General features: G+C 63.5%; 27 protein-coding genes. 23 read left to right on the forward strand and 4 right to left on the reverse strand.

The features are described 5' to 3' along the window. Positions 1-28: 28 nt before the first annotated feature. The 14 genes from J2R99_RS11720 (at position 29) to J2R99_RS11785 (ending at position 11878) form a co-directional block, all read left to right on the forward strand. Positions 29-2227: a RelA/SpoT family protein gene (locus tag J2R99_RS11720; protein WP_307154654.1), complete on the forward strand. Its 2199-nt coding sequence runs from the start codon at positions 29-31 to the stop codon at positions 2225-2227. Between the two features lie 94 nt (positions 2228-2321). Then, complete coding sequence (locus J2R99_RS11725; protein ID WP_307154655.1) at positions 2322-2870, forward strand: DUF2062 domain-containing protein; 549 nt, start codon at positions 2322-2324, stop codon at positions 2868-2870. Further along, positions 2867-3628, forward strand: a complete 762-nt coding sequence (locus tag J2R99_RS11730) for a pyridoxine 5'-phosphate synthase (RefSeq protein ID WP_307154656.1) — start codon at positions 2867-2869, stop codon at positions 3626-3628. Before J2R99_RS11725 ends, J2R99_RS11730 begins: the two co-directional genes overlap by 4 nt. Further along, positions 3625-4026: a holo-ACP synthase gene (gene acpS / locus J2R99_RS11735; RefSeq protein WP_307154657.1), complete on the forward strand. Its 402-nt coding sequence runs from the start codon at positions 3625-3627 to the stop codon at positions 4024-4026. The genes J2R99_RS11730 and acpS overlap by 4 nt, the downstream gene beginning before the upstream one ends. Positions 4027-4142: 116 nt before the next feature. Further along, the gene (gene lepB, locus J2R99_RS11740; RefSeq protein ID WP_307154658.1) at positions 4143-4913 is read left to right on the forward strand and encodes a signal peptidase I; all 771 of its coding nucleotides are present in this window, start codon (positions 4143-4145) and stop codon (positions 4911-4913) included. Further along, entirely contained in the window at positions 4910-5611 is a 702-nt protein-coding gene (rnc, locus tag J2R99_RS11745) for a ribonuclease III (protein ID WP_307154659.1), read from the forward strand. Before lepB ends, rnc begins: the two co-directional genes overlap by 4 nt. Continuing rightward, the gene (era, locus tag J2R99_RS11750) at positions 5602-6552 is read left to right on the forward strand and encodes a GTPase Era (protein WP_307154660.1); all 951 of its coding nucleotides are present in this window, start codon (positions 5602-5604) and stop codon (positions 6550-6552) included. The genes rnc and era overlap by 10 nt, the downstream gene beginning before the upstream one ends. 296 nt (positions 6553-6848) lie before the next feature. Next, on the forward strand, positions 6849-7391 hold the full coding sequence (gene ppa, locus J2R99_RS11755; RefSeq protein ID WP_307154662.1) for an inorganic diphosphatase: 543 nt from the start codon (positions 6849-6851) through the stop codon (positions 7389-7391). A 148-nt stretch (positions 7392-7539) separates the two neighbouring features. Beyond that, positions 7540-8280 carry a DNA repair protein RecO gene (gene recO / locus J2R99_RS11760; RefSeq protein WP_307154663.1) on the forward strand — a complete coding sequence of 247 codons (741 nt, stop codon included), beginning with the start codon at positions 7540-7542 and terminating at the stop codon, positions 8278-8280. Positions 8281-8369: 89 nt separating this feature from the next. Beyond that, positions 8370-9074, forward strand: a complete 705-nt coding sequence (locus J2R99_RS11765; protein ID WP_307154664.1) for a metal-dependent hydrolase — start codon at positions 8370-8372, stop codon at positions 9072-9074. 155 nt (positions 9075-9229) lie between these two features. Then, the gene (gatC, locus tag J2R99_RS11770) at positions 9230-9517 is read left to right on the forward strand and encodes an Asp-tRNA(Asn)/Glu-tRNA(Gln) amidotransferase subunit GatC (protein ID WP_307154665.1); all 288 of its coding nucleotides are present in this window, start codon (positions 9230-9232) and stop codon (positions 9515-9517) included. Positions 9518-9520: 3 nt separating this feature from the next. Beyond that, a complete protein-coding gene (locus J2R99_RS11775) occupies positions 9521-10000 on the forward strand; it encodes a GNAT family N-acetyltransferase (RefSeq protein WP_307154666.1) in 480 nt (159 codons plus the stop codon). A 10-nt stretch (positions 10001-10010) separates the two neighbouring features. After that, on the forward strand, positions 10011-11492 hold the full coding sequence (gatA, locus tag J2R99_RS11780; RefSeq protein ID WP_307154667.1) for an Asp-tRNA(Asn)/Glu-tRNA(Gln) amidotransferase subunit GatA: 1482 nt from the start codon (positions 10011-10013) through the stop codon (positions 11490-11492). After that, positions 11489-11878: a RidA family protein gene (locus J2R99_RS11785; protein WP_307154668.1), complete on the forward strand. Its 390-nt coding sequence runs from the start codon at positions 11489-11491 to the stop codon at positions 11876-11878. Before gatA ends, J2R99_RS11785 begins: the two co-directional genes overlap by 4 nt. 9 nt (positions 11879-11887) lie before the next feature. Here J2R99_RS11785 and J2R99_RS11790 read toward each other — a convergent pair whose 3' ends face one another. Next, a complete protein-coding gene (locus tag J2R99_RS11790; protein WP_307154669.1) occupies positions 11888-13309 on the reverse strand; it encodes an MFS transporter in 1422 nt (473 codons plus the stop codon). 478 nt (positions 13310-13787) lie between these two features. Next, a complete protein-coding gene (locus J2R99_RS11795) occupies positions 13788-14129 on the reverse strand; it encodes a DUF6455 family protein (RefSeq protein WP_307154670.1) in 342 nt (113 codons plus the stop codon). A 213-nt stretch (positions 14130-14342) separates the two neighbouring features. On the opposite strand from J2R99_RS11795, the gene J2R99_RS11800 reads away from it, so the two are divergent. From J2R99_RS11800 to J2R99_RS11835, 8 genes are all read left to right on the forward strand, one after another. After that, the gene (locus J2R99_RS11800; RefSeq protein ID WP_307154671.1) at positions 14343-14651 is read left to right on the forward strand and encodes a hypothetical protein; all 309 of its coding nucleotides are present in this window, start codon (positions 14343-14345) and stop codon (positions 14649-14651) included. Positions 14652-14918: 267 nt separating this feature from the next. After that, positions 14919-16415 carry an Asp-tRNA(Asn)/Glu-tRNA(Gln) amidotransferase subunit GatB gene (gene gatB / locus J2R99_RS11805; RefSeq protein WP_307154672.1) on the forward strand — a complete coding sequence of 499 codons (1497 nt, stop codon included), beginning with the start codon at positions 14919-14921 and terminating at the stop codon, positions 16413-16415. A 68-nt stretch (positions 16416-16483) separates the two neighbouring features. After that, complete coding sequence (locus J2R99_RS11810) at positions 16484-16834, forward strand: hypothetical protein (RefSeq protein WP_307154673.1); 351 nt, start codon at positions 16484-16486, stop codon at positions 16832-16834. Between the two features lie 159 nt (positions 16835-16993). Beyond that, positions 16994-17350, forward strand: coding sequence for a hypothetical protein (locus J2R99_RS11815; protein WP_307154674.1), 357 nt, complete (start codon positions 16994-16996; stop codon positions 17348-17350). 392 nt (positions 17351-17742) lie between these two features. Continuing rightward, positions 17743-18204, forward strand: a complete 462-nt coding sequence (locus J2R99_RS11820; protein WP_307154675.1) for a GNAT family N-acetyltransferase — start codon at positions 17743-17745, stop codon at positions 18202-18204. A gap of 58 nt (positions 18205-18262) precedes the next feature. Next, on the forward strand, positions 18263-19846 hold the full coding sequence (guaA, locus tag J2R99_RS11825) for a glutamine-hydrolyzing GMP synthase (RefSeq protein ID WP_307154676.1): 1584 nt from the start codon (positions 18263-18265) through the stop codon (positions 19844-19846). A gap of 38 nt (positions 19847-19884) precedes the next feature. Beyond that, on the forward strand, positions 19885-20550 hold the full coding sequence (locus J2R99_RS11830) for a transglycosylase domain-containing protein (RefSeq protein ID WP_307154677.1): 666 nt from the start codon (positions 19885-19887) through the stop codon (positions 20548-20550). Between the two features lie 289 nt (positions 20551-20839). Beyond that, positions 20840-22171, forward strand: coding sequence for a sodium-dependent transporter (locus tag J2R99_RS11835; RefSeq protein ID WP_307154678.1), 1332 nt, complete (start codon positions 20840-20842; stop codon positions 22169-22171). 144 nt (positions 22172-22315) lie between these two features. Here J2R99_RS11835 and J2R99_RS11840 read toward each other — a convergent pair whose 3' ends face one another. Further along, positions 22316-22816: an Lrp/AsnC family transcriptional regulator gene (locus tag J2R99_RS11840; RefSeq protein WP_307154679.1), complete on the reverse strand. Its 501-nt coding sequence runs from the start codon at positions 22814-22816 to the stop codon at positions 22316-22318. Between the two features lie 99 nt (positions 22817-22915). On the opposite strand from J2R99_RS11840, the gene J2R99_RS11845 reads away from it, so the two are divergent. After that, entirely contained in the window at positions 22916-23323 is a 408-nt protein-coding gene (locus tag J2R99_RS11845; protein WP_307154680.1) for a DUF2000 family protein, read from the forward strand. A 211-nt stretch (positions 23324-23534) separates the two neighbouring features. Here the strand turns inward: J2R99_RS11845 and J2R99_RS11850 are convergent, their stop codons facing one another. After that, positions 23535-24434, reverse strand: a complete 900-nt coding sequence (locus tag J2R99_RS11850) for an SDR family oxidoreductase (RefSeq protein ID WP_307154681.1) — start codon at positions 24432-24434, stop codon at positions 23535-23537. Between the last annotated feature and the right edge of the window lie 32 nt (positions 24435-24466).

A 24466-nucleotide genomic window follows, 5' to 3' on the forward strand; every position in this document is an offset into this window, starting at 1 on the left:
GGCTACAAGGCCGCGAGGACGTCTGGGGATGATGCGCCAATACGAGCTGGTCGAGCGGGTCGCCGCCTACAATCCAGCCGTCAATGAAGATCTGCTCAACCGCGCTTATGTCTATGCCATGAAGAAGCATGGCACGCAGAAGCGCGCCTCCGGCGATCCCTACTTTTCCCATCCCCTCGAAGTCGCCGCCATCATCACCGAATTGCGCATGGATGATGCTTCGGTCGCCGTCGCGCTGCTGCACGACACGATCGAAGACACGAGCGCGACGCGCGACGAAATCGACAAGCTCTTCGGCACTGAGATCGGCCGCCTCGTCGACGGGCTGACGAAGATCGACCGGCTCGACCTCGTCTCGCGCGAGGCGCGGCAGGCGGAGAGCCTCAGGAAACTGCTTCTCGCCGTCGCCGACGATGTGCGCGTGCTTCTCGTCAAGCTCGCCGACCGTCTGCACAATATGCGCACGATCCAATACGTGCCGGAGGCGAAGCGCGGCCGCATCGCCGAAGAGACGATGGAGATCTATGCGCCGCTTGCCGGGCGCATGGGCATGCAGGCCGTGCGCGAAGAGCTGGAAGAGCTTTCGTTTCGTACGCTCAATCTGGAAGCCTATGCGACGATCGCAGCGAAGCTCGTCGATCTTCGCGAGCGCGCCGGCGGCGACATCGAAACGATCCAGGCGGCGCTTGAAAAGAGGTTGCAGGACAGCGGCATCAAGGGCGAGATCCGCGGCCGGCAGAAGCGGCCCTATTCCATCTTCGCCAAGATGCAGCGCAAGGCCGTCGGGTTCGAACAATTGTCGGATATCTTCGGCTTCCGCATCTTCTTTCACGACGTGAGCGACTGCTACCGGGCGCTCGGAGCCGTGCACACGGAATGGCGGATGGTGCCGGGGCGGTTCAAGGATTACATCTCCACGCCCAAGCAGAACGGCTATCAGTCGCTGCACACGACCGTGGTCGGGCCCGGCAAGCAGCGCGTCGAGCTGCAGCTTCGCACCTATGAGATGGACAAGATCGCCGAATACGGCATCGCCGCGCATCCGCTCTACAAGGACGGCATCGCGGCCGACCGCGATCGGCTGGCGCGCGAATCCTCCGCCTATGCCTGGCTGCGGCAGACGGTGGAACACATCGCCCATGGCGACGCGCCGGAAGAGTTTCTGGAAAACACCAAGCTCGAGCTCTTCCAGGACCAGGTCTTCTGCTTCACGCCGAAGGGGCGCCTCATCGCGCTGCCGCGCGGCGCCACCCCGATCGACTTCGCCTATGCGGTGCACACCGATATCGGCGACACCTGCGTCGGGGCGAAGGTCAACGGCAAGCTGACGCCGCTCGTGACGCCCTTGGAAAACGGCGACGAGGTGGAGATCGTGCGTTCCGAAGCGCAGCGGCCACCGCCCGCCTGGGAATCCGTCGTCGTCACCGGCAAGGCACGCGCCGCCATCCGCCGCGCCACGCGCGCCCATGTGCGCAAGCAATATGCGGGGCTTGGCCGCCACACGCTGCAACGCGCATTCGAACGGCTCGAGGAGCCGTGGTCGGAAGCGCGCCTCAAGGAACATCTCGGCCATTTCGGCTTCGAAGACGTCGAAGATCTCCTCGCCGCCGTCGGGCGCGGTCAGGTCAATGCCGAAGCGGTGATGAACTCCGTCTTTCCCGAACGCATGGCGGCGACGCAGGCGGGAGCGCGCACCAATACCTGGCACGATACCGCGCGGGCGAGCCTCGGCTTTAGCCTGGACGAAGAAGGCCGGCGCGGCGCACATGACGACAATGCCCTGCCCATCCGCGGGGCGAGCGGCGACATGCCGATCCGTTTCGATCCGGAGGGCGGCGCCGTACCGGGCGACCGCATCGTGGGCATCCTCACACCAGGTGAGGGGATTACCATCTATCCGATCCATTCTCCGGCTTTGACGGAGTTCGAAAACGAGCCGGATCGGTGGGTCGATGTGCGCTGGGACATCCCGGGAGGCTCTGCGGAGCGGTTTCCTGCCCGGATTCGTGTGTCGACGCTCAACGAGCCGGGATCTCTTGCCGAGATTGCAGATTCGATCGGCCGCAGTGACGGGAATATCGACAATCTTCGCATGCTGCAGCGCCGTCGTGACTTCACCGAACTTGAAATCGATCTAGAAGTCTGGAACCTCAAGCATTTGAACCACATCATGCGGAACTTGAGGGCGAAATCGGTGGTGAGTGGCGTGGTGCGCGTCAACGGATAGGGCGGATTTCAACCGGCTGCGGTATGCGGGCGGAGCGATCAGAAGGCGAAAGATGCTGTTTCGCAGACGTATAGAGGAAGGTCGTTTTCAGCGCTTGCGCGTCTGGCTTTGGCCGCGTTCGAGCTGGCGACGGTCGTTTCTCTATTTCACCAAGCGGATTCTCAGGCTTTCCGCGACGCCGCATGCGATCGCCGCCGGCTGTGCGGCGGGTGTCTTCACCTCGTTCACGCCGTTTCTCGGCCTGCATTTCGTGATTTCCTTCGCCATCGCCTGGTTGATCGGCGGCAACCTCATCGCCGCGGCGCTCGGCACGTCGATCGGAAATCCGCTCACCTTTCCCTTCATCTGGGCGGCGACCTACAAACTCGGCCATCTTCTGTGGCGTGGCGCGCACGAACTGCCGCCACCCCGTCTCGGCCACGATCTCGTTGAGAAATCCTTCGAGCAGCTCCTGCCGATCCTGAAGCCGATGACGGTCGGAGCCATCCCGCTCGGGCTCGTCGCCGGTATCATCACCTACACGATTGTCTACAGGCTCGTGGCGGCCTATCAGGCGGCCCGGCGGGAACGTTTCGTTGCACGGCGCAAGCCGGCGGCGGGCGACGCCCCGCAAAACGGTGCAAGCTTCAACGGAATTCAATGACCTCTTCGCTTCGGCTCGGTATCAACATCGATCACGTGGCAACGGTGCGCAATGCGCGCGGCGGTGACCATCCAGACCCTCTGAGAGCGGCGAAGATCGCCCAGGAGGCTGGCGCCGACGGCATCACCGCACATCTGCGCGAGGATCGCCGCCATATTCGCGACGGCGACATCGATCGGCTCATGAGCGAGATTTCGCTGCCTCTCAATCTGGAGATGGCGGCGACCGAGGAGATGCTGGAAATTGCGCTGAAGCACGGCCCGCATGCGGCGTGTCTCGTTCCCGAACGGCGCGAGGAGCGCACCACGGAAGGGGGCCTCGACGCGGCCGGCAGCATCGCACGGCTCGCGCCGATCGTCGCCGCGCTCAACGAAAGGGGCGTTCGCGTCTCGCTGTTCATCGAGCCGGCCAAGGCGCAGCTCGACGCGGCGCGTACGCTTCATGCGCCCGTCGTGGAACTGCATACCGGCCGCTTCTGCGACCTCTGGCGGGACGGCGACGAGGCTGGCGCTGAAGAAGAGCGACGGCGGATCGCGGAGATGGCGCGCTACGGGGCTTCGATCGGGCTCGAAGTGCATGCCGGCCACGGGCTCGGCTACGACAATGTGGCGCCGATCGCCGCGCTTGCCGAAGTCCGCGAGCTCAATATCGGCCATTACCTCATCGGCGAGGCGATCTTCGTCGGGCTCGGCGAGAGCATCCGCGAAATGCGTCGGCTGATGGATGCGGCCCGCGCGCAAGCCGGAGAGGCGTCGTGATCATCGGGCTCGGTTCCGACCTCATCGACATTCGCCGCGTGGAACAGACGCTCGACCGCTTCGGCACGCGCTTCGTGGAGCGCGTCTTCACCGAGGTGGAGCGCACGAAATCGGAACGTCGGCGGATGCGGGCGGCCTCTTACGCCAAGCGCTTCGCCGCCAAGGAGGCCTGTTCGAAGGCGCTCGGCACCGGATTGCGGCAGGGCGTGTTCTGGCGCGATATGGGCGTGGTCAATCTTCCCTCCGGCAAACCGACCATGCGGCTGACCGGCGGGGCGGCGGAAGTCCTTGCCCGCATGACGCCCGAGGGCTACGAAGCTTTCATCCATCTTACCATCACCGACGACGGCCCGCTGGCGCAGGCCTTCGTCGTGATCGAGGCGGTGCGTGCAGGCTGACGGCGCTGCCGTATTCAGGCCTCAAAGACAGAATTAATGCGCAGCGAAGACGGCCCGGCGTTGCAGGCGGGGGACGCTGCCGTTAAACCCGCGAGCAATTTCCCAAGGACGGAGCCATGAACGTGGCCGAACGCAGCGCCGAATCGGAGAAAGCCAAATCGAGCGGAGGCCTGGGCGAAACGCTCAAGGTCGTCATCCAGGCGCTCTTGATTGCGCTCGTCTTCCGCACCTTTCTCTATCACCCTTTCAACATTCCTTCCGGATCGATGATGCCGACGCTTCTCGTCGGCGATTATCTTTTCGTCTCTAAGTTCAGCTACGGATATTCGCGCTACTCTTTCCCGATCGATCTGTCGTTCATCCACGGCCGCATCTGGGAAGGGGACGGGCCCAAGCGCGGCGATGTCGCCGTCTTCCGGCTGCCGCGCGATCCCAAGACCGATTACATCAAGCGCGTGATCGGGCTGCCGGGCGACAAGATCCAGATGAAGAACGGCCTTCTCTACATCAACGGCACGCCGGTGGAGCGCGAACGCGTCGAGGATTACACCGGCCAAAACGCCTTCGGTCAGGAGATCAAGGTCGCGCAGTACCGCGAGACGCTGCCGGACGGCGTCAGCTATATGACGCTCGACCTGACGCCGAACGGCGAGAAGGACAATACCGGCGTCTACGAGGTGCCGGCCGGCCATTATTTCATGATGGGCGACAATCGCGACAATTCCTCCGACAGCCGGTTCCTGAATTTCGTCGGCTTCGTGCCGGAAGAAAATCTCGTCGGGCGCGCCGAGGTCATCTTCTTCTCGGTCGAGGAGGACAGCCATGTGTGGGAATTCTGGCGGTGGCCGTGGTCGTTGCGCTACAATCGGTTGCTTGAAGCATTATGAGCGGCAAGGCTTCGCTCGGCGATCTTGAAGAGCGGATCGGCCATCATTTCACCCGCCCGGACCTTCTGAAGCGCGCGCTGACGCATGCGAGCGCCATCGGGGACGAGCGGCGCGGCGATCCGCTGAACACCTATGAGCGGCTGGAATTCCTGGGCGACCGGGTGCTCGGCCTCGTGATCGCCGATCTGTTGATCGAGGAATATCCGCAGGCGCCGGAGGGTGAATTGTCCCGCCGGCTCGCACGGCTCGTCAATCGCGACACCTGTGCGGAAGTGGCGGAGGAGATGCATCTCGCCGAGCATTACCGCGTCGGCGAGAGCCTGGCGCGGGCGACGGAGCGGACGGCGCGGTCGATCCTCGCCGACACATGTGAATCGGTGATCGGCGCGGTCTTCCGCGATGCCGGCCTGGATGCGGCCAAAGTCATCATCCATCGGTTCTGGATCAAGCGGCTGCGGACGATGCAGGGCCCGCTGCGCGACGCCAAGACCGAGCTGCAGGAATGGGCGCATCGCAACGGCCACGGCACGCCGCGCTATCAGGAGAGTGGACGCAGAGGTCCGGACCATGCGCCGGAATTCTCCGTCAAAGTGTTGATTGAAGGCGCCGAAGGGGCGGAGGGCCAAGGCCCGTCGAAGCGAGAAGCCGAACATGCGGCCGCTTCCGCCATTCTGCGTCGTGAGGGGGTATGGCTGTGACAACCGAGCTTGAGAGCCCGGCATCATCTGAAAGTGCAGAGCGAACGCGGGCCGGCTTCGTCGCCCTGATCGGCGCGCCGAATGCAGGCAAGTCGACGCTCTTGAACCGGCTCGTCGGCACCAAGGTGGCGATCGTCACCCATAAGGTGCAGACGACCCGCTCCGTCATTCGTGGCATCGCCATGCATGCGGGCGCGCAAGTCGTGTTCGTCGATACGCCCGGTATTTTCGTGCCCAAGAAGCGCCTGGAAAAGGCGATGGTGAGCACCGCCTGGGCGCAGGCGGCCGATGCCGATATCACTGCCGTTTTGATCGATGCGCGCGCCGGGCTGGACGAAGCGGCCCTTGCGCTTATCGATCGGCTGGCGGAATCGGGGGCGCGGGACAAAGAACGCGTCCTGATCTTGAACAAGATCGACCTCGTACGCCGCGACGCGCTCCTCGCCATCACGGCGGAGGCGAATGCACGGCTGCCTTTTTCGCGGACCTTCATGGTGTCGGCCACGAACGGCGATGGCGTCGACGATCTTCTCACCTTCTTCGCCGGAGCAATGCCGGAAGGGCCGTTCCTCTATCCCGAGGATCAGGTTTCAGATTTGCCGCTCCGTGCGATCGCGGCCGAGGTGACGCGCGAGAAGCTGATGCTGCGCCTGCATCAGGAGGTGCCGTATTCGGCGACCGTCGAGACGGAAAGCTGGGAAGAGAAGCGCGACGGATCTGTGCGGATCAGCCAGGTGATCTTCGTGGAGCGCGAAAGCCACCGCAAGATCCTCCTCGGCAAGGGCGGCGAGACGATCAAACAGATCTCGATCGCCGCACGCCGCGAGCTGCATCACATGCTGGAGCGCAAGGTGCATCTCTTCCTGTTCGTGAAGGTGCGCGAGGGCTGGACGGACGATCCCGAGCGCTATCGGGAGATGGGGCTGGAGTTTCCGAAATAGGGCTGTCGCGACGCTCTTCGTAAATCGAAATTCACCTTCCTCAGCCTATAAGATCTTCGATTCGATGATGCCGATCCCAGCCGAAAGGTGCATTGAGCCCGATCTGCTGGCATGGCAGAGCGCATTTCTTTCGGCGGCAAGGCCATCTCGCGATTGGTTTTGTCGGCGCAGCTGTCGCCCAAGCGGCGCTGCGCGCCGGAAGCTTCCTGAATCGTCTCAAAGGGCTGGCGGGCGATTTTAAACTTATGAATCTACTTTAAGAAGGGCAGCACGAGCAGCCCGCTGCGAGGATCTTCATGGACCTACGTCATATCTCTGTTGGCAAGAACCCGCCTCGGGATCTTCATGCCATCGTCGAAATTCCGCTCGGCGGCATTCCGGTGAAATACGAGCTCGAGAAAAAGTCGGGCGCGATCTTCGTCGATCGCTTTCTGCATACGGCGATGTTCTATCCGGGCAATTACGGCTTCATCCCGCACACGCTGTCGCCGGACGGCGATCCTTGCGACATCATGGTGGTGAGTCAGGTGCCGGTGGTGCCGGGTGCGGTCATTCGCTGCCGACCGGTCGGGGCGCTGATCATGGAAGACGAATCGGGTGGCGACGAGAAGATCATCGCCGTGCCGGTCGACGAGCTGCATCCGTTCTATACCGGCGTGCGCAGCTATCTCGATCTGCCGCAGATCATGTGCGAGCAGATCGCCCACTTCTTCCAGCATTATAAGGATCTGGAGAAGGGCAAGTGGGTCGATGTGGGCCGTTGGGTCGACACCGAGGGTGCCGAACAGCTCGTCCTGGAAGGCATCGAGCGCGCCAAGGCCAAGGGCGCCGAAAAGTAAGCATCGACGAGACGCGGCGCGACGCCCGGTGCGTCGCGCCGCTTGCTCTATGCCCGTGTCGCGCTTGCCTGTGTTCCGGCCGGATCGCCCCATCGCGGGCGAACGAGAAGTGTTTCCGTCGCCGGATGAAACGCTCTAAGCCTGCGCCATGGAATGGTCGGAGCACGGTATCGTCCTGTCCACGCGCCGGCATGGCGAGGCGGACATCATCCTGGAGGTGATGACGGAAACGCGCGGCCGTCATCTCGGCCTCGTCAAGGGTGGGCGTTCACGCCGCCAGCGGCCGATCCTGCAGCCGGGCAATACCCTGTCGCTCACCTGGCGGGCGAGGCTCGACGCGCATCTCGGCAATTTCCGCGCCGAACCGATCACCGAACGCGCCGCGGCCATCATGGCCGACCGGACCGCCTCCTACGGCATGCAGCTCCTCTCGGCGCATTTCAGGCTCCTGCCGGAGCGCGACCCGCATCCGGCCCTGCATGCCGCACTCAGGACGCTCCTCGACGGGGCGCTCAGTGCCGATGCCGAGCGCGCGGGCTTTGCCGCGGGGATGGTGCATTTCGAGATCATGCTTCTGGAGGAGCTCGGCGTCGGGCTCGATCTCACCGCCTGTGCCGCGACCGGCACGACGGAGCAGCTCATCTATGTGTCGCCGAAATCCGGCCGCGCGGTGAGCGAAGAGGCGGGCGCGCCTTACCGGGACCGATTGCTGCCTTTGCCGGCGTTTCTGCGCGCAGGCGGCGACGAGACGCCGCCCGACGAGGAAGATCTGGCGGCGGGCTTTGCCATTACCGGGCTGTTCCTCGAGCGGCATGTGCTGGCGCCCAGAGGCCTCGGCCTGCCCGAGATGCGTCAGGCCTTTATCCGCACGGCTCTGGCTCGACCCTGAACCTTGCCTTGCCGGTGCGCTTTGTCCGGGGCCCTCGTCATGTCGTGAAAGCCCGCTAGAGTTATCGCCGAACAAGGGAGGCTTATCTCATGAAAGTGACCTGGCTCGGACATTCCGCATTCCGTCTCGAATTCGCCGACAAGGTGGTGATGATCGACCCGTTCCTGTCGGACTCGCCCGTCTTCGAGGGCGACCCGCTGGATGTGGCGAAAGGGGCGACGCATCTTCTCCTGACGCATGGCCACAGCGACCATACCGGCGACACGCTGCCAATCCTCAAGGAGACGGGGGCTATGCTCGTCTCCTCTTTCGAGGTGTGCATGTATCTCGTTGCGCAGGGCGTCGACGAGAACAAGATCAATCCCGGCAATCACGGCGGCACGGTCGATTGCGGCGGCTTCACCGTCTCCTTCGTCAACGCGCTGCATTCCTCCTCGCTGATGGTCGACGGCAAGCCGGTCTATCTCGGCAATCCGATGGGCCTCGTCATCAAGGTGCCGGGCGAGAAGGTGCTCTACCATATGGGCGACACCGACATTTTCGGCGACATGGCTCTCGTCCACGAGCGGCACAAGCCGAAAGTCGGCATCGTGCCGATCGGCGATCGCTTCACGATGGGTGGCGAAACGGCGGCGCTCGCCTGCCAGCGCTACTTCGAGTTCGAGAAGATCTTCCCGTGCCATTATCGCACTTTCCCCCTCGTCGATCAGACGCCGGACAAGTTCCTGGCGGCGCTCGGCGACGATGCCGGCAAGGTGCTGGTGCCCGAGGTCGGAGAGACGATGGAGGTCTGAGGCCTGCCGGTTATGAACGACTGGGGGCGTGGGCGGCTTTCATCATCCGCCCTCTGCATCTCCTGCCGGCATGGGATGGTTCGAATGGCGGGGCGCGGGGGCGTTGCCGCGCAGGTTTCTGCGGTCTATAGCGGGCCGGAGAAGAGGGGTTTTTTATGTCCGTCGATCTTTCCACCGTCAAACGCGTGGCACATCTCGCCCGCATCAAGGTCACCGAGGAAGAGGCCGAGGGCCTGCGCGGTGAACTCAACACCATTCTCGGCTTCGTGGAGCAATTGCAGGAAGTTGATGTCGAGGGCGTCGAGCCGATGACCTCCGTCGCCGCCATGACGCTCAAGATGCGCACCGACGAGATCACCGACGGGGCCAAGGCCACCGACATCGTCGCCAACGCGCCTTTGAGCGAGGACAATTTCTTCCTGGTTCCCAAAGTCGTGGAATGAGCCGTGACGGCGGTTCTGGAACAATCGGTTTCTATTGCTGCGGAGCCTCCCGATCAGGCGGAGGTGCATGCGCTCATCGCCGACCTCAACGCCTATCTTCTGTCTTTCTACCTTCCCGAGGCCTGCCACCACATGACGGTAGCGGAGTTGTCGGAGCCCAATATCGTCTTCTTCGTCGCCCGTGAGCGGGGGAAAGCCGTCGGCTGCGGCGCGCTGCGGGTTCTGTCCGAGGAAGAGGGCGAGGTGAAGCGGATGTATGTGGCACCGGGTCAGCAGGGGCGGGGCCTCGGCCGACTGATCCTCACGGCGATCGAAGAACGCGCCCGCGACATGGCGCTTGCCAGGCTTCTCCTGGAAACCGGCGACCAGCAACCGGCCGCTCTCAATCTCTACCGTTCGGCCGGCTTTGCCGTCCGCGGTCCTTATCTCGATTATCCCGATGACGGCGTCTCCATTTTCATGGAAAAACGCCTTTCCAACTGAGCCGATTTCGATGACCGATCTTACTTCCCTTACCATCGCCGAGATCGGCGATGGCCTCGCCGCCAAGTCGTTCTCCGCCGTGGAGCTGACGGAGGCGTATCTGTCCGCCATCGAAGCGGCGAACGATGCGCTCAACGCCTTTGTGGCCGTGACGCCCGACAAGGCCCGCGAGATGGCGAAAGCTTCCGATGCGCGCCTCGCCAAGGGCGAGGGAGGGACGCTCGAGGGCGTGCCGCTCGGCATCAAGGATCTGTTCTGCACCGAAGGCGTGCATTCGCAGGCGGGCTCGCACATCCTCGATGGCTTTCGACCGCGCTACGAATCGACGGTGACGGCCAATCTGTGGGCCGACGGCGCGGTCATGCTCGGCAAGCTCAACATGGACGAGTTCGCCATGGGCTCCTCCAACGAGACCTCGCATTACGGTCCGGTCGTCAGCCCGTGGCGGGCGAAGGGCTCGAACACGGATCTCGTGCCCGGCGGTTCGTCCGGCGGCTCGGCGGCAGCGGTCGCCGCCAATCTCTGCGCCGGTGCGACGGCGACCGATACGGGCGGGTCGATCCGCCAGCCGGCGGCCTTCACCGGCACCGTCGGCATCAAGCCGACCTATGGGCGCTGCTCGCGCTGGGGCATCGTCGCCTTCGCGTCCTCGCTCGATCAGGCGGGCCCGATCGCGCGCACCGTCAAGGACGCGGCGATCATGCTGAAATCCATGGCCTCGGTCGATGCCAAGGATTCCACGTCGGTCGACATCGCCGTGCCGGATTATCCGGCCGCGCTCGGCGAAAGCGTCAAGGGGCTCAAAATCGGCGTGCCGAAGGAGTACCGCGTCGAGGGGATGCCGGAGGAGATCGAGAAGCTCTGGCAGCAGGGCATCGACTGGTACCGCGACGCAGGTGCCGAGATCGTCGAAGTGTCGCTGCCGCATACCAAATACGCGCTGCCGGCCTATTACATCGTGGCACCCGCCGAGGCGTCGTCCAACCTCGCGCGCTATGACGGTGTGCGCTACGGCCTGCGTGTCGACGGCGACGACATCATCGACATGTACGAGAAGACGCGCGCGGCGGGCTTCGGCCGCGAGGTGAAGCGGCGCATCATGATCGGCACCTATGTGCTCTCCGCCGGCTATTACGACGCCTATTATCTGCGCGCCCAGAAGGTTCGCACGCTGATCAAGCGCGATTTCGAGGATGTCTTTGCGGCGGGTGTCGACGCCATCCTGACGCCGGCGACGCCGTCGGCGGCCTTCGGTGTCGCCGATCAGGATATGAATTCCGACCCGGTGAAGATGTATCTGAACGACGTCTTCACGGTGACGGTGAACATGGCCGGGCTTCCCGGCATCGCCGTGCCGGCCGGCCTCGACGCCAAGGGCCTGCCGCTCGGCCTGCAGCTCATCGGCCGTCCCTTCGACGAGGCGACCTTGTTCAAGGCGGCACAGGTGATCGAAGACGCCGCAGGCGCTTTCAAGCCGGAGAAGTGGTGGTGAGCCGCAGGAACATCTCTTCTGCGAGCCCGTTCGAGCCGGTCATCGGTTTTTCGCGGGCGGTGCGGATCGGCAACCGCGTTCTGATCGGCGGTACGGCGCCGATCGGCGAGGACGGCAAGGCGTTCGCCGTCGGCGATCCGGCGGCGCAGACGCGACGTTCGATCGAGATCGCCAGGATCGCGCTCGAAGCGGCGGGGGCGAGCCTTGCCGATGTGGTGCGCACGCGCATCTTTCTGACCCGCCGCATGGATTGGGAAGAGGTCGGGCGCGCGCATGGCGAGGCGTTCGGCGAGATCAGGCCGGCTTCCACGATGGTGGTGACCGCGGGTCTCATCGATCCCGACTGGCTCGTCGAGATCGAGTTCGAAGCGGAAATCTCCGAGTAAACGACGTGCTCAGAGCTTGCTGAGGCCGCCGCCGCTGCCTGCGGCGGGGCTCGCGAGATGGCCGCTCATCTCAGAGCCCGCATCATCCGGCAGGCGCAGGAAGAAGAGCATCGAGAGCGCGGAGACGAGCGCCACGCCATAAAAGGCGAAGTGGAAGTCGCCGACCGCGATCCCTCCGCCGTGGCTGAGCATCGAAATTTCCAACAATGTGCCGCCGACGGCCACACCGGTCGCGAGCGAAATCTGCTGTGCCGTCGCCCATAGGCTCGTCGCATGGCTCATACGCTCGTGGTCGATGTCGGCAAAAGCCAGCGCGTTGAGCGAGGTGAATTGCAGCGAGCGGGCGAAGCCGCCGGCAAGCAGCAGCCCCATCATGACGAGCGCCGGCGTCTCTTCGGTGAAGAAGCCGATGACGCCGAGGAAGCCTGCGCCGATCAGCGTGTTGGCAACGAGAACGACGCGAAAGCCGAGGCGGCGCAGAATGGGCTGCGCCAGAAACTTCATAAAAAGGGCGCCGGCCGCACCGGTGAAGGTGATGAGACCGCTGTGAAAGGGGCTCAAGCCAAAACCCATCTGCAGCATCAAGGGCAGGAGAAAGGGCATGGCGCCCACACCGATGCGAAAGAGTGTGGCGCCGCCGAGGCTCAAGCCGAAAGACGGCACGCGGATGAGGGAGAGGTCGACCACGGGATAGGCGACACGCCGTGCGTGGCGGAGATAGGCGAGAGCGGAAGCGCCGCCGATGACGATCATCGCCTGCCAGGCGAACGCGGGCAGCACGCCGAGACTTGCGACTGAAAAGCCGAAGACGAGGCCTGAACTGGCGAGCCCCATCAACACGACGCCGAGCGCATCAAGCGGGCGCGTCTCCTCCGATTTCAATTCCGGCACGAAGCGGAGCGCGAAGAAGATGCCGAGAATGCCGATCGGAATGTTGATCAGAAAGATCCAGTGCCAGGAGAAATAGGTGGTGATGAAGCCGCCGAGCGGCGGACCGGAGATCGGTCCGAGCAGAGCGGGAATGGAAAACCACGCCATGGCATTGACGAAATCGCGCTTTTCGACCGTGCGCATGATCACGAGGCGGCCGACCGGCGTCATCATGGCGCCGCCCAGCCCCTGCAGAAAGCGCGCGCCGACGAAGTTCATGAGCGAATTGGACGCGGCGCAGGCGAGCGAGCCGATCATGAAAACGACGATCGCCGAGGTGAAAACCCGGCGCGCGCCGAAACGGTCTGCCGCCCAGCCGGAGACCGGGATGAAGATCGCGAGCGACAGAAGATAGACCGTCAAGGCGAGCTTGAGCGCGATCGGCGTGGTGCCGATATCGGCCGCGATCTGCGGCAGCGACGTGGAAATCATCGTCGCGTCCATGTTTTCCATGAAGAGCGCGACCGCGATGATGAGCGGGATGAGACGGTGGGCGGGCATTGAAAAAGAGAGGCTGGGAAGAGGTGTTATTCCCGCGTTTTGTCGCAGGGCGCAATCCTTTCAATGCCTGGCTGGACGCATAACGGCTCTCTGGGGGCCTGGGTGAGCCGGGTTGTGTGGCCCGCGAGCAGAGGCGGCGCGTGTTGCGAGAATCGGTTTATGCGCGCGGTAGTCCCGCAAAGGTTGTGCTCGGCCCGCGCACAAGGCGCCTGAGCGAGAGATGCGCGACCGAGAGATGTGCGGCCGAGTGATGTGTGATGCTGGCGGTCGCAGCCGGGCCGATGCGGGCCGTCGCCTGCCTGGCGTCCAATCGACGATCGGGCCCATTTATGAGGGGCCCACGCATAATGGGGCAGGCGGAGACGGAGCGGATCCTTGGCACGAGACCGAAGTCCCGAGCTCCCCCCAAGCCGCTCACGTCACCGCCTACCCCGGCCCCCATCCGGTGGGCGTATTCGCTTTGGCTGCCCTCCGAGGTTCAGGCAGAGGCGCCGAAGCGGACGCCGCGCTGATCTATTGAATGCCAGGCACTCAGATCGGCGCTTTCGGACCGGGCCTGTCTCGGATCACCGTCCATCTGGGCGGCGAGTGCCTCGATAAGTTGCAGGTTCGGGCAAAAAGCTGGCGCGTCCGTATTCTCACCGTCTGCAAGGTATGCCTCGCAAGGGCATACGGAGTCGCAGGTGATGCAGCGGCCGAGGGCGTTGCGCGTCTCGTGGTCGCCGAGCATGTTCGTGACATCGCTCGGGCCCAAACCGTAGATCGCCATCATTCGACGCATCCGGTTCAGGTGTTCGAGGTAGCGCTTCTTGAGTGCCATGCTCGCCTCCGCCGTGCTGCGGGCTGCCCGCTTTTGGCGAAATTATGGCCGAGACCGAAGCCCAACATTGATCAGGATCAATTGCGGCGACTGCGCGCGTTAACCGAAAATTTACGCTGTCGACAACCCGGCCGGGAACACTTCGCCTTGTTAACCATTTCCAACTCGATTTGCCTCAATTTGGGCAAGGTTGATCGAGCGCTGGGGAGTTTCATGCGGAGAGAATACTGGCGTACGGCGCGGCAGGTGCTCGCCGTGGCTGCATTGTCGGCGGCGGCTATCGGAATGCTGGCAGCGAGCGTCTCTGCCGCAAGGGCCGCTGATCTCGATGTCGGCTATTATCCCCCGGTCAATCCGCAGCCGCAGGTCGTCGTGTGCCCGATCGGCGGGGAGACTGTGAAGCTCTTCGACAAAGACGGGCGGCCGACCGTTCCGGCGCGCACGCCCTACTTCTACTGCGCGACCGGTGAGACGCTTCTGCCGGGAGATATCCCGCCTCCGCCGGAATATTGCTGCTACTGAGTTTGTCTCTCAACCGCGAAGAGCGTGCAGCGGTCCGCTCTGATGCCCGGACCGGCCGCTGAGGTCGCCTTGTCCACAGGCGGTCTGTTCACCCGATGATATGGTCGTGGGCGGTTCCCTCCAGACGAGCGGCGCGCAGCGGTTGCGCCTGAGCGCCCAGCCCTCATGGCGCGCCTTGAGGGCGCACAGCCGTCCAGGGGCCGACTGACCTCTTTCCTTTCGGCGAAACGGTGGTCTATAGCGGGCGCAACGCTGGAGCCTTTGCGAATGATCGCCGAAAACCGCAATACCAATCCCAAGAACCTCATTGCCGGTGCCACCGGTGACTGGGAAATCGTCATCGGCATGGAAGTCCATGCCCAGGTCGCCTCGAACTCGAAGCTCTTTTCGGGCGCCGCCACGGCATTCGGCGGTGAGCCGAACGATCATGTGAGCCTCGTCGATGCGGCGATGCCCGGCATGCTGCCGGTGATCAACGAGGAATGCGTGGCACAGGCGGTGCGCACGGGGCTCGGCCTCAAGGCTGAGATCAACCATCGCTCGGTTTTTGCCCGCAAGAACTACTTCTATCCCGATCTGCCGCAGGGCTATCAGATCTCGCAGTACGACCAGCCGATCGTCGGCGAGGGCGAGATGATCGTCGAGGTCGGCCCCGACAAGAAGGGCGAGTTCGAAGAGATTACGGTGGGCATCGAGCGGCTGCATCTGGAACAGGATGCCGGCAAATCGCTGCACGATCAGCACGAGACGATGAGCTTCGTCGATCTCAACCGCTCGGGCGTGGCCCTGATGGAGATCGTCTCCAAGCCGGATCTCAGGTCTTCCGACGAGGCCAAGGCCTATCTCGCCAAGCTGCGCTCGATCCTGCGCTATCTCCGGACCTCCGACGCCGATATGGACAAGGGCAATCTCAGGGCCGACATCAACGTGTCCGTGCGCCGGCCGGGCGAGCCTTTCGGAACGCGCTGCGAGATCAAGAACGTCAATTCCATTCGCTTCGCGGGCCAGGCGATCGAATACGAGGCGCGCCGCCAGATCGGCGTCATCGAGGATGGCGGCAAGATCGATCAGGAGACGCGGCTCTTCGACCCGAACAAGGGCGAGACGCGGTCGATGCGCTCCAAGGAAGAGGCGCATGATTACCGCTATTTCCCCGATCCCGACCTTCTGCCGCTCGAGATCGACGCCGCCTATGTCGAGGCGCTTGCCGCCGATCTGCCGGAACTTCCCGACGACAAGCGCGTGCGGCTGATTAAGGCTTTCGGCCTGTCGGCCTATGATGCGTCGATCCTCGTCTCGGAGCGCGCCATCGCCGATTATTTCGAGCATGTCGCGGAAGGCCGTGACGGCAAGCAGGCGGCGAACTGGGTGATCAACGATCTTTTGGGTGCGCTCAACAAGGACGGCCGAACGATCGAGGATTCGCCCGTCTCGCCGGCGCAGCTCGGCGAAATTCTCGACATGCTCAAGGAAGAGGTGATCTCCGGCAAGATCGCCAAGGACCTCTTCGAGATCGTCTACAGTGAGGGCGGGGATCCGCGCGACATCGTCGAGGCGCGGGGCATGAAGCAGGTGACCGACACCGGCGCTATCGAAAAGGTGGTGGACGAGGTGATCGCCGCCAATCCCGACAAGGTGGAGCAGGCGAAAGCGAAGCCGACGATGATCGGCTGGTTCGTCGGTCAGGTGATGAAGGCGAGCCAGGGCAAGGCCAATCCGCAGGCCGTCAACGCCCTGCTGAAGGAGAAGCTCGGCATCGAGTAGGTTGAGCTGAAAACGAGAGCGGAGCGGCGGCGAAGCCCGTCCTCCGCCTTTCCCGGGGGGCGTTTTGCATGAACTCGCAGGCTCTCGCGATGACCGCGCGCTTTTGTTCGCTCATTGCGTTCCTTCTCGGCGTGCTCATCTGGGCAGCGGGTGCTTCCGACCTCGCGCTCAACTTTCACATGATCGCCGGCGGCATTTTTCTCGCCGCGTTGTGGATGTTGAGCCGCCGCTTGCTGACGGCGCGGCCCTGGATCGCGGCCGCGGGCTTCATCTTGATCCCGTTCGTCGTGCTGGCCGGCATCGCGCCGATTTTTGTGGCCATCGATGGGCGGCTGACCGGTGTCCTGCATCTCGGGCTCGCTCTTGCCGCCATCGCTGTCGCGGAGATGACCGCCAAAAGGTTGAAGCTTGCGGTTTGAGAACGCGATCCTCGGCGGTCTGAAGGTCGGGCAGAACGTCTTTCCCGCCCAATGCATCACGCGGACAGGATCGGCTTCAGCGGCCCGGCGAGCGATGATCGTCGGCTTCGGGCAACTGGCGTTTCGACAGACACCAAATTCTGAATTGGAGAGCGAACGATGACGAAAATGCTGATCATGGCCGCACGGGTGCTGGCCCTCGTCGCGCTGGCCCTCGGGGCGGCCTGGTGGTTCGGCTATTACGGGCTGCCCATCCATCTTCACATGACCTTCGGCGGGCTTTTCGTGCTGACCTTGTGGGCGCTCGCCCTCAAAGTGATGCCGGTCTCTAAGGGGGTGGCCGCAGCAGCTTTCCTGCTCGGTCTCGTTCTGCCCGTCGTCGGATTTGCGCAGCTCCACATGCCGGTCGCGAGCACGCCCTGGCTCCTGCAGCTCGTACATGTGGTGGTCGCGCTCGCCGCCATCGGCATTGCGGAAGCGGCAGCAAAGCGCGCCAAGCTCGTGGCAAATGCGTGAAGGCGAGGGGTCGCCGAAAGTCGATGTGCGGCCGTCTCGCGATCTCTGCGCGGAAACCTGGATTATTCTGAGGTTTTAAGAACAAAAAGGCGGCTGCACTTGTGCGCAGCCGCCTCCACAATACCTGGACTGGAAGAGATTACTTCTTGCCGCCCTTACCGCCCTTCGGATCCTTCGGGCCCGGCTTCGGAGTATTTGCCATCGTCTCTATCCTGAAAGCATCGGCGGTGTTGGCTGGGCCGGAATTGGCCTTTAGAGCTCACCGTCGATAGATGAAATCTTGTTTTTGACTTGTGTCCGCGTTGAGGCGGAAATGCGGCACAAATCCGGCAACGTGAAGGTAATGCCGCGATTTTGCGCCGGCGAATGAATGGACGAGAGGACGGAATGAGATGGTCGAATTGGTGATCCGCCGAGCCAAACGGGGTGACCTTGCGGCGTTGATCGCCATCTTTGCGGCCGATGATATCGGCGGCCATGGCGACACGCTGCATCCTGCGGCTTTGCCGTCCTACCAGAAGGCGTTCGAGGAGTTGGCGGGCAGCCCGGACGAGTGTCTTTATGTTGCCGAACAGGACGGCGAGGTGATCGGCACCTTCCAGCTCGGCTTTCGCTATTCGCTGCCCGATCGCGGCGCCCTGAAAGCCACGCTCGAAGCCGTCCAGGTGCGCCCCGCCGAGCGGGGGCAGGGGATCGGCGGCAAGCTCGTGCGCTTTGCCATCGCCGAGGCGCGGCGCAAGGGGGCGCATTCGCTTTCCCTCACCTCGAACAACGCCCGTCGCGACGCGCACCGCTTCTATGAGCGGATCGGGTTTCAGAACACGCATCGCGGCTATAAGCTTTTTCTGGACTAAGGCTTTCTCCGCCGATTGGGTTATTGAGCTCACGCGCACATGCGCCTAAAGGCGTGCCATGAAAGAGCATCCCTCCGAACAGCACGATACGCTGCTCATCATCGATTTCGGTTCGCAGGTCACCCAGCTCATTGCGCGGCGGGTGCGCGAAGCCGGCGTCTATTCCGAAGTCGTGCCCTTCCAGAAGGCCGAAGAGGCGCTCGAGCGGCTCAATCCCCGCGGCATCATCCTTTCTGGCAGCCCGGCGAGTACGACGGAAATCGACACGCCGCGCGCGCCGCAGGCGATCTTCGAGGCCGGCCTGCCGGTGCTCGGCATCTGTTACGGCGAACAGACGATCTGCCGGCAGCTCGGCGGCGAGGTGGAGCTTTCCGACCATCGCGAATTCGGCCGCGCCTTTGTCGAGGTGAAAGAGGCCTCGCCGCTGTTCGAAGGCGTGTGGGACAAGGGCTCGCGCTACCAGGTGTGGATGAGCCACGGCGACAAGGTGACGGCCATCCCCGAAGCCTTTCGCGTCATCGCCGCCTCGAGCGGGGCGCCGTTCGCCGCGATCGCCGATGAGAGCCGCAAGATCTACGGCGTGCAGTTCCATCCCGAAGTGGTGCACACGCCGGATGGCGCCCGGCTCATCGCGAATTTCGCGCACAAGGTCGTGGGCCTCAAAGGCGACTGGTCGATGGCGGCCTTCCGCGAGGAGGCGATCTCTCGCATTCGCGAGGATGTCGGCTCCGGCCGTGTCATCTGCGGGCTCTCGGGCGGCGTCGATTCCTCCGTTGCCGCGGTTCTCCTGCATGAGGCGATCGGCGACCAGCTCACCTGCATCTTCGTCGATCACGGCTTGATGCGGCTCGGCGAGGGCGAGGAGGTCGTCTCGCTCTTCCGCGACCATTACAATATCCCGCTCGTGCATGTGCGCGCCGAGGACATGTTCCTCTCGGCGCTCGAAGGCGAGGCGGACCCGGAGACGAAGCGCAAGACGATCGGCCGCCTCTTCATCGAGACCTTTGAAGCCGAGGCGGAGAAGCTTGCGGCCGACGGGCGCAAGGCGCCGGAATTTTTGGCGCAGGGCACGCTCTATCCGGACGTGATCGAATCCGTTTCCTTCACCGGCGGGCCTTCGGTGACGATCAAATCGCACCACAATGTCGGCGGGCTGCCGGAGCGGATGAATCTGAAGCTCGTCGAGCCGCTGCGCATGCTCTTCAAGGACGAGGTGAGGGCGCTCGGGCGCGAGCTTGGACTGCCGGAGAGCTTTGTGGGGCGCCATCCCTTCCCGGGGCCGGGCCTCGCCATCCGCTGCCCGGGCGGTGTGACACGCGAAAAGCTCGACATCCTCAGGAAGGCCGATGCGATCTATCTCGACGAGATCCGCAAGGCCGGGCTCTATGACGCGATCTGGCAGGCCTTTGCCGTGCTTTTGCCGGTGCAGACCGTCGGCGTCATGGGCGATGCGCGCACCTACGATTTCGTCTGCGCCCTCAGAGCCGTCACCTCCGTCGACGGCATGACGGCCGACTTCTTCCACTTCGACATGGACTTTCTGGGCGCGGCCGCGACGCGCATCATCAACGAGGTGAAGGGCATCAACCGCGTCGTCTACGACGTGACGTCGAAGCCGCCGGGAACCATCGAGTGGGAGTGACGGATACGAACCCGCGGCACCTAGGATAAGCAAATAGAATGACGCGGATACTGAAATATGCGGTCATCGTATTTGCTCTCTTGCTTATCGGCCTCGTGGGTTATGGCGCCAAGGGATATTGGGATGCGGTATCGGATGCCGAGAGCTTGCGTGCTCGCGCCGACGCAGCGATTGCTCAAGGGCGCGGCGGGGGCTCCCTGGGGGCGGCCCACCGGGATATCCTGCTCGCTGTCGAAGACCCGAATTTTTCAACGCATACCGGCGTGGATTTCTCCACCCCGGGCGCCGGCTTGACCACCATCACCCAATCCGCAGCCAAACGGCTCGCCTTTGAGGAATTTCACCCCGGCATCGGAAAGATACGCCAGACCGGCTATGCGCTTGGGATGGAGAGCCGTCTTTCCAAGGAGCAGATCCTTGCCTTGTGGCTGGAGACGCTGGAAATGGGCACCGGTCCCGATGGCTGGATGGTCGGCTTCCATTCGGCAAGCTCAGCGATTTATGGGCGGCCTCCAGCCGAACTGACCGACGCCGAGTTTATCCGGCTCGTGGCGGTCCTGATCGCGCCGGCGTCTTATGATCTCGTTGGAAGAGACGCCAAGCTCGACGAACGCGTTGCCCGAATCCAGCGTTTGGTGGCGGGGGCGTGTGCGCCTTCGGGCTTTTCGGATGTTTGGCTCGAGGGATGCCGGCAACCCGAGTGAGCCCCGGCTCAGGCGCTCGCCGCATGCGCACGCCGCCGGCCTTTGAAAGCCGACATGGGACGATGTGCCTAATCGTCGCGACCCGGCAAAAATGCCCCTCGAAAGCGGGGATCGCCGAACTTTTTTGCTTTCGGTCATCGACTTTCGGCTCCGGACCGGGTTTTTAGTCCGCCAGCCTGAGCCGGTCACGCGATGATCCTTCCCTGTGCCGGCATCAACTCACACCAGCGCATCCGTTTCGGCCCTCAGACGGCCGGTCGGCATGCCAAGAGCCCCACAGGATCGGTTCATGAACGCTCCGCGCGAAAAGTGGCATTCCCGCATCGGCTTTGTCGTTGCCGCTGCCGGCTCCGCCGTCGGCCTCGGCAATATCTGGAAGTTTCCCTACATCACCGGCGAGAACGGCGGTGCTGCTTTCCTTCTGCTTTATCTCGCGATCGTCTTCACGATCGGCCTGTCCGTGCTGCTGGCTGAAGTCGCCGTCGGGCGCGCCAGCCAGAGTGATGCGCTGTCGGCCTTCAAGGTGCTCGGCCACAAGGGCTGGACCGTGGTCGGCGCGATCGGCCTCACCGTCGCCTTCCTGATCCTGTCGTTTTATTCCGTCATCGCCGGCTGGACGATCGCCTATGTGATCAAGTCCGCCGACGGCGCCTTTAGCGGCCTCGACATCGGCGGGATCGGAAACTCCTTCGTGGGCTTCATCTCCGATCCCTGGCAGCCGTTGATCTATCAGGCGGTGTTTGTCGCGCTCACCGTCTTCGTGGTGTTGAAGGGCGTCGCCTCCGGCATCGAACGGGTCAGCAAGATCCTGATGCCCGTTCTGTTCCTGATCCTGCTCGCCCTCGTCGCCCGCTCGATGACGTTGCCGGGCGCGGAAGCAGGCCTGAAATTCTTCCTGTCGCCGGACTTTTCCAAGATCAACGGCACCGTCTTCATGGCCGCCCTCGGCCAGGCCTTCTTTTCGCTCTCCATCGGCATGGCGGCGATGCTGACCTACGGCTCCTATCTCGACCGGGACACACGCATCGGTCGCTCGGCCTGGTACATCGTCTCCCTCGATACGATGGTGGCGATCCTTGCCGGCCTCGCCATCCTGCCGGCGGTCTTTGCCTTCGGTCTCGACCCGGCGGCCGGCCCCGCGCTCACCTTCATCACCTTGCCGACGGTGTTCCAGGCAATGCCCGGCGGCGCGATCTTCGGCCCCGCCTTCTTCGTGCTGTTGCTGATCGCGGCGCTGACCTCCTCGGTCTCGCTCTTGGAGCCGCTCGTTGCCCTGTTCCGCGACCGCGGTTTCGGGCGGGTGCCCACGACGATCGCCATCGGCGTCGTCACCTTCCTGCTTGGCGTTCCGTCCTCGCTGTCGCAAGGGATCTGGGCCGACTACAAGCTGTTCGGCATGGGCTTCCTCGATCTCCTCGACTTCCTGACCGCCAACATCATGCTGCCGATCTCCGGCCTGATGGTGGCGATCTTCGTCGGCTGGGTGATGGGGCCGCGGGCCGCCAACGAGGTGACCGTGGACGGCGAGCATCCCGGCATCTTCCTGACCCTGTGGATCTTCATCCTGCGCTTCGTGGCCCCGGTCGCGATCCTGGCGATCCTCATCAACGGCCTGATGTAGGGACATCCGGCTTTGCCGGGATGAGAGGCGAGGGGACGCGCGAAAGGTGCGCCCCCTTGCGGACGGAATGGGTGTCGGTGCCTGCCAGGCGCCGTCATCTCCGTGATTTCGGGACCGGTGCGGTATTCCTGTCGGCCGATACGCCTAATCGTCCGCGACCGGGCTCGGTCCTCGTTCGAGATAGGTCGACAAAGCGATGTAGCTGCGGGTGCCCTTGAAGCCCTCGATGGAATGGATCTGCTCCAGAAGGTCCTCCAATGCCTGCGTGTCGCGAGTCCTCACCTTGAGGAGCATGGCGCTTTCGCCCGTGACAGTATGGATCTCTTCCACTTCGGGAAGCTCCTGTAGCGCCAGGAGCTGGCGCGTCACCGCCCAGCTCGTCGTGTCGATATGCACGAAGGCCAGGAGGGGTCTTCCGAGCCTTGCGCCGTCGAGAACCGCGATATTGGCCTTGATCACGCCATCCTGCCGCAGGCGCTTGACGCGCTCGTGCACGGCCGGGGGCGAGAGGTGGAGCAGCTTGCCGAGCTCAGCATAGCTCCGCGTGGAATCCTCAGCCAAAAGACCTAACAGGGTTCGGTCCTTGTCGTCCAAACGGGCCGGCGGTGCGAGCCGCTGCCGAACGTGGTTCGTATCTTTGGTCATCGCCCGGAATGCCTTTGGTGCGGAATATCATTCGGCATTATGATGTTTGGATCTTACGAAATGCAATAAATACCCGCTTAGTCTGAGGGAAAGTAAGGCATGTTCGACACGAAGGTCGCCATTCTGGTGCTGGACGATCTCGCGACCTGGCAGAAGCTGAACGTCACCGCGTTCCTCGCCACCGGCGTGGCCACTATGGCGCCGGAGGCGATGGGCGAGCCCTACGAGGATGCAGCGGGACGCCGGTTCGCCAGTCTCCTCGGACAGCCAATGCTGATCTTTGCGGCGGGAGAAAGCGAGCTCAAGCGCGCCCACCGCATTTCGGGAGAGAAGGGGCTTCTCACTGCCGCCTATGTCAGGGCGATGTTCTCGACGGGCCACGACGCGGCAAACCGCGAGGCGTTCCGGGCCGAGCCCGCCGATGCCCCCGATCTCGTCGGGATCGCGATCCGCGGTCCGAAGAAGGACGTCGACAAGGCGATAAAGGGAGCGAAGCTGCATCCATGATCGAAGCTTCGGCTGTCGTCTTTCCCAGCTCTTGGCCTTCGTGACCTTCAGCTCTTTGTGTCGCGGGCGCGACGCCGATGGTTTTGCGCAAGGCGAGGACGTCTGTGCGATGATCCGCCTTTCCTGAAACTCGCCGGCCTGAATCCCGCCGACATGAAGGCCGGCGGGATCGAGCAATGTCATGCCGTGAGACGGCGCGGTCGTTCGTGGATCAACCGGCGCTGGCCGAGTAATCCATCCGAGCGAGGTCTTCCAAAAGCGTCGGTCCCGTAGGCCGCCAGTCGAGCCGTTCGCGGGTGAGGGAACTGGAGGCCGGCATGTCGAGACTGGCGAAGCCTGAGAGCCATCCAAAATGGGTCTCGGCCTCGTTCTTCGTCACGGATTGGACCGGCACATTGAGGCCGGCACCGATCGCTTCAGCTATGGCGCGCATCGGAATGGCTTTCTCGGCCACGGCGTGCCAGCGGATGCCCGGCTCATGACGATCGAGCGCCAGGACATAGAGGCGGGCGACGTCTTCGACGGCGGCAGCGCACCAGCGGTTGCTGCCCTCGTCCACATAGGCCGAGACGCCCTTTTCGCGGGCGATGTCGATCAGTGGCGAAATCAGGCCCTGTTTGACGGGGTCATGGACCTGGGGCAGCCGCACGACGCCGACGGAGACGCCCCGTTCCCCGACGGCGACGCCCGCGAGCTCGCTCTTGATCCGGGGCAGAGGATGCTCGCGATCAAAAATATCCTCGCGGGCGAACTGTCCCGGCCCGGGACTGCCCATCGCGATGGCCGAGGTGATGAGGAACGGACGATCCGAACCGGCAAGCACGTCGCCGATCGCCTCGATCACCCGCCGGTCCTTGTCGCAATTCTCCACAAAGTGCGAGAAATCGTGGTCGAATGCCGTGTGGATCACAGCGTCGACGCCCTCGGCGCCCTTTGCAAGCGTTGCCGGGTCGTCGAGATCACCGCGGTGGACCAAGGCGCCAGCCTCCTGCAGCCTGCGAGCGCCCCCCTCGGAGCGGGCGTTGCCAAGCACCTGGTGCCCTTCCGCAAGCAGGTTGGGCAGGATTCGCGAGCCGATAAAGCCGGTTGCACCAGTCAGAAATACACGCATCAGGGTCTTCCTCTTTGAGAGGATGCGTATTT

This window comes from Rhodopseudomonas julia (genome assembly GCF_030813515.1).
Lineage (GTDB): Bacteria > Pseudomonadota > Alphaproteobacteria > Rhizobiales > Afifellaceae > Afifella > Afifella julia.

Excerpts from the sequence above, each read along its gene's own strand:
- J2R99_RS11815 (WP_307154674.1), top strand. The coding sequence starts at position 16,994 with ATGACGAAAATGCTGATCATGGCCGCACGGGTGCTGGCCCTCGTCGCG.
- J2R99_RS11850 (WP_307154681.1), bottom strand. The coding sequence starts at position 24,434 with ATGCGTGTATTTCTGACTGGTGCAACCGGCTTTATCGGCTCGCGAATC.
- gatB (WP_307154672.1), top strand. The coding sequence starts at position 14,919 with ATGATCGCCGAAAACCGCAATACCAATCCCAAGAACCTCATTGCCGGT.
- ppa (WP_307154662.1), top strand. The coding sequence starts at position 6,849 with ATGGACCTACGTCATATCTCTGTTGGCAAGAACCCGCCTCGGGATCTT.
- J2R99_RS11845 (WP_307154680.1), top strand. The coding sequence starts at position 22,916 with ATGTTCGACACGAAGGTCGCCATTCTGGTGCTGGACGATCTCGCGACC.
- recO (WP_307154663.1), top strand. The coding sequence starts at position 7,540 with ATGGAATGGTCGGAGCACGGTATCGTCCTGTCCACGCGCCGGCATGGC.
- gatA (WP_307154667.1), top strand. The coding sequence starts at position 10,011 with ATGACCGATCTTACTTCCCTTACCATCGCCGAGATCGGCGATGGCCTC.
- J2R99_RS11730 (WP_307154656.1), top strand. The coding sequence starts at position 2,867 with ATGACCTCTTCGCTTCGGCTCGGTATCAACATCGATCACGTGGCAACG.
- J2R99_RS11765 (WP_307154664.1), top strand. The coding sequence starts at position 8,370 with ATGAAAGTGACCTGGCTCGGACATTCCGCATTCCGTCTCGAATTCGCC.
- J2R99_RS11820 (WP_307154675.1), top strand. The coding sequence starts at position 17,743 with ATGGTCGAATTGGTGATCCGCCGAGCCAAACGGGGTGACCTTGCGGCG.
- era (WP_307154660.1), top strand. The coding sequence starts at position 5,602 with ATGGCTGTGACAACCGAGCTTGAGAGCCCGGCATCATCTGAAAGTGCA.
- gatC (WP_307154665.1), top strand. The coding sequence starts at position 9,230 with ATGTCCGTCGATCTTTCCACCGTCAAACGCGTGGCACATCTCGCCCGC.
- J2R99_RS11840 (WP_307154679.1), bottom strand. The coding sequence starts at position 22,816 with ATGACCAAAGATACGAACCACGTTCGGCAGCGGCTCGCACCGCCGGCC.
- lepB (WP_307154658.1), top strand. The coding sequence starts at position 4,143 with ATGAACGTGGCCGAACGCAGCGCCGAATCGGAGAAAGCCAAATCGAGC.
- J2R99_RS11790 (WP_307154669.1), bottom strand. The coding sequence starts at position 13,309 with ATGCCCGCCCACCGTCTCATCCCGCTCATCATCGCGGTCGCGCTCTTC.
- guaA (WP_307154676.1), top strand. The coding sequence starts at position 18,263 with ATGAAAGAGCATCCCTCCGAACAGCACGATACGCTGCTCATCATCGAT.
- rnc (WP_307154659.1), top strand. The coding sequence starts at position 4,910 with ATGAGCGGCAAGGCTTCGCTCGGCGATCTTGAAGAGCGGATCGGCCAT.
- J2R99_RS11720 (WP_307154654.1), top strand. The coding sequence starts at position 29 with ATGATGCGCCAATACGAGCTGGTCGAGCGGGTCGCCGCCTACAATCCA.
- J2R99_RS11800 (WP_307154671.1), top strand. The coding sequence starts at position 14,343 with ATGCGGAGAGAATACTGGCGTACGGCGCGGCAGGTGCTCGCCGTGGCT.
- J2R99_RS11835 (WP_307154678.1), top strand. The coding sequence starts at position 20,840 with ATGAACGCTCCGCGCGAAAAGTGGCATTCCCGCATCGGCTTTGTCGTT.
- J2R99_RS11795 (WP_307154670.1), bottom strand. The coding sequence starts at position 14,129 with ATGGCACTCAAGAAGCGCTACCTCGAACACCTGAACCGGATGCGTCGA.
- J2R99_RS11810 (WP_307154673.1), top strand. The coding sequence starts at position 16,484 with ATGAACTCGCAGGCTCTCGCGATGACCGCGCGCTTTTGTTCGCTCATT.
- J2R99_RS11830 (WP_307154677.1), top strand. The coding sequence starts at position 19,885 with ATGACGCGGATACTGAAATATGCGGTCATCGTATTTGCTCTCTTGCTT.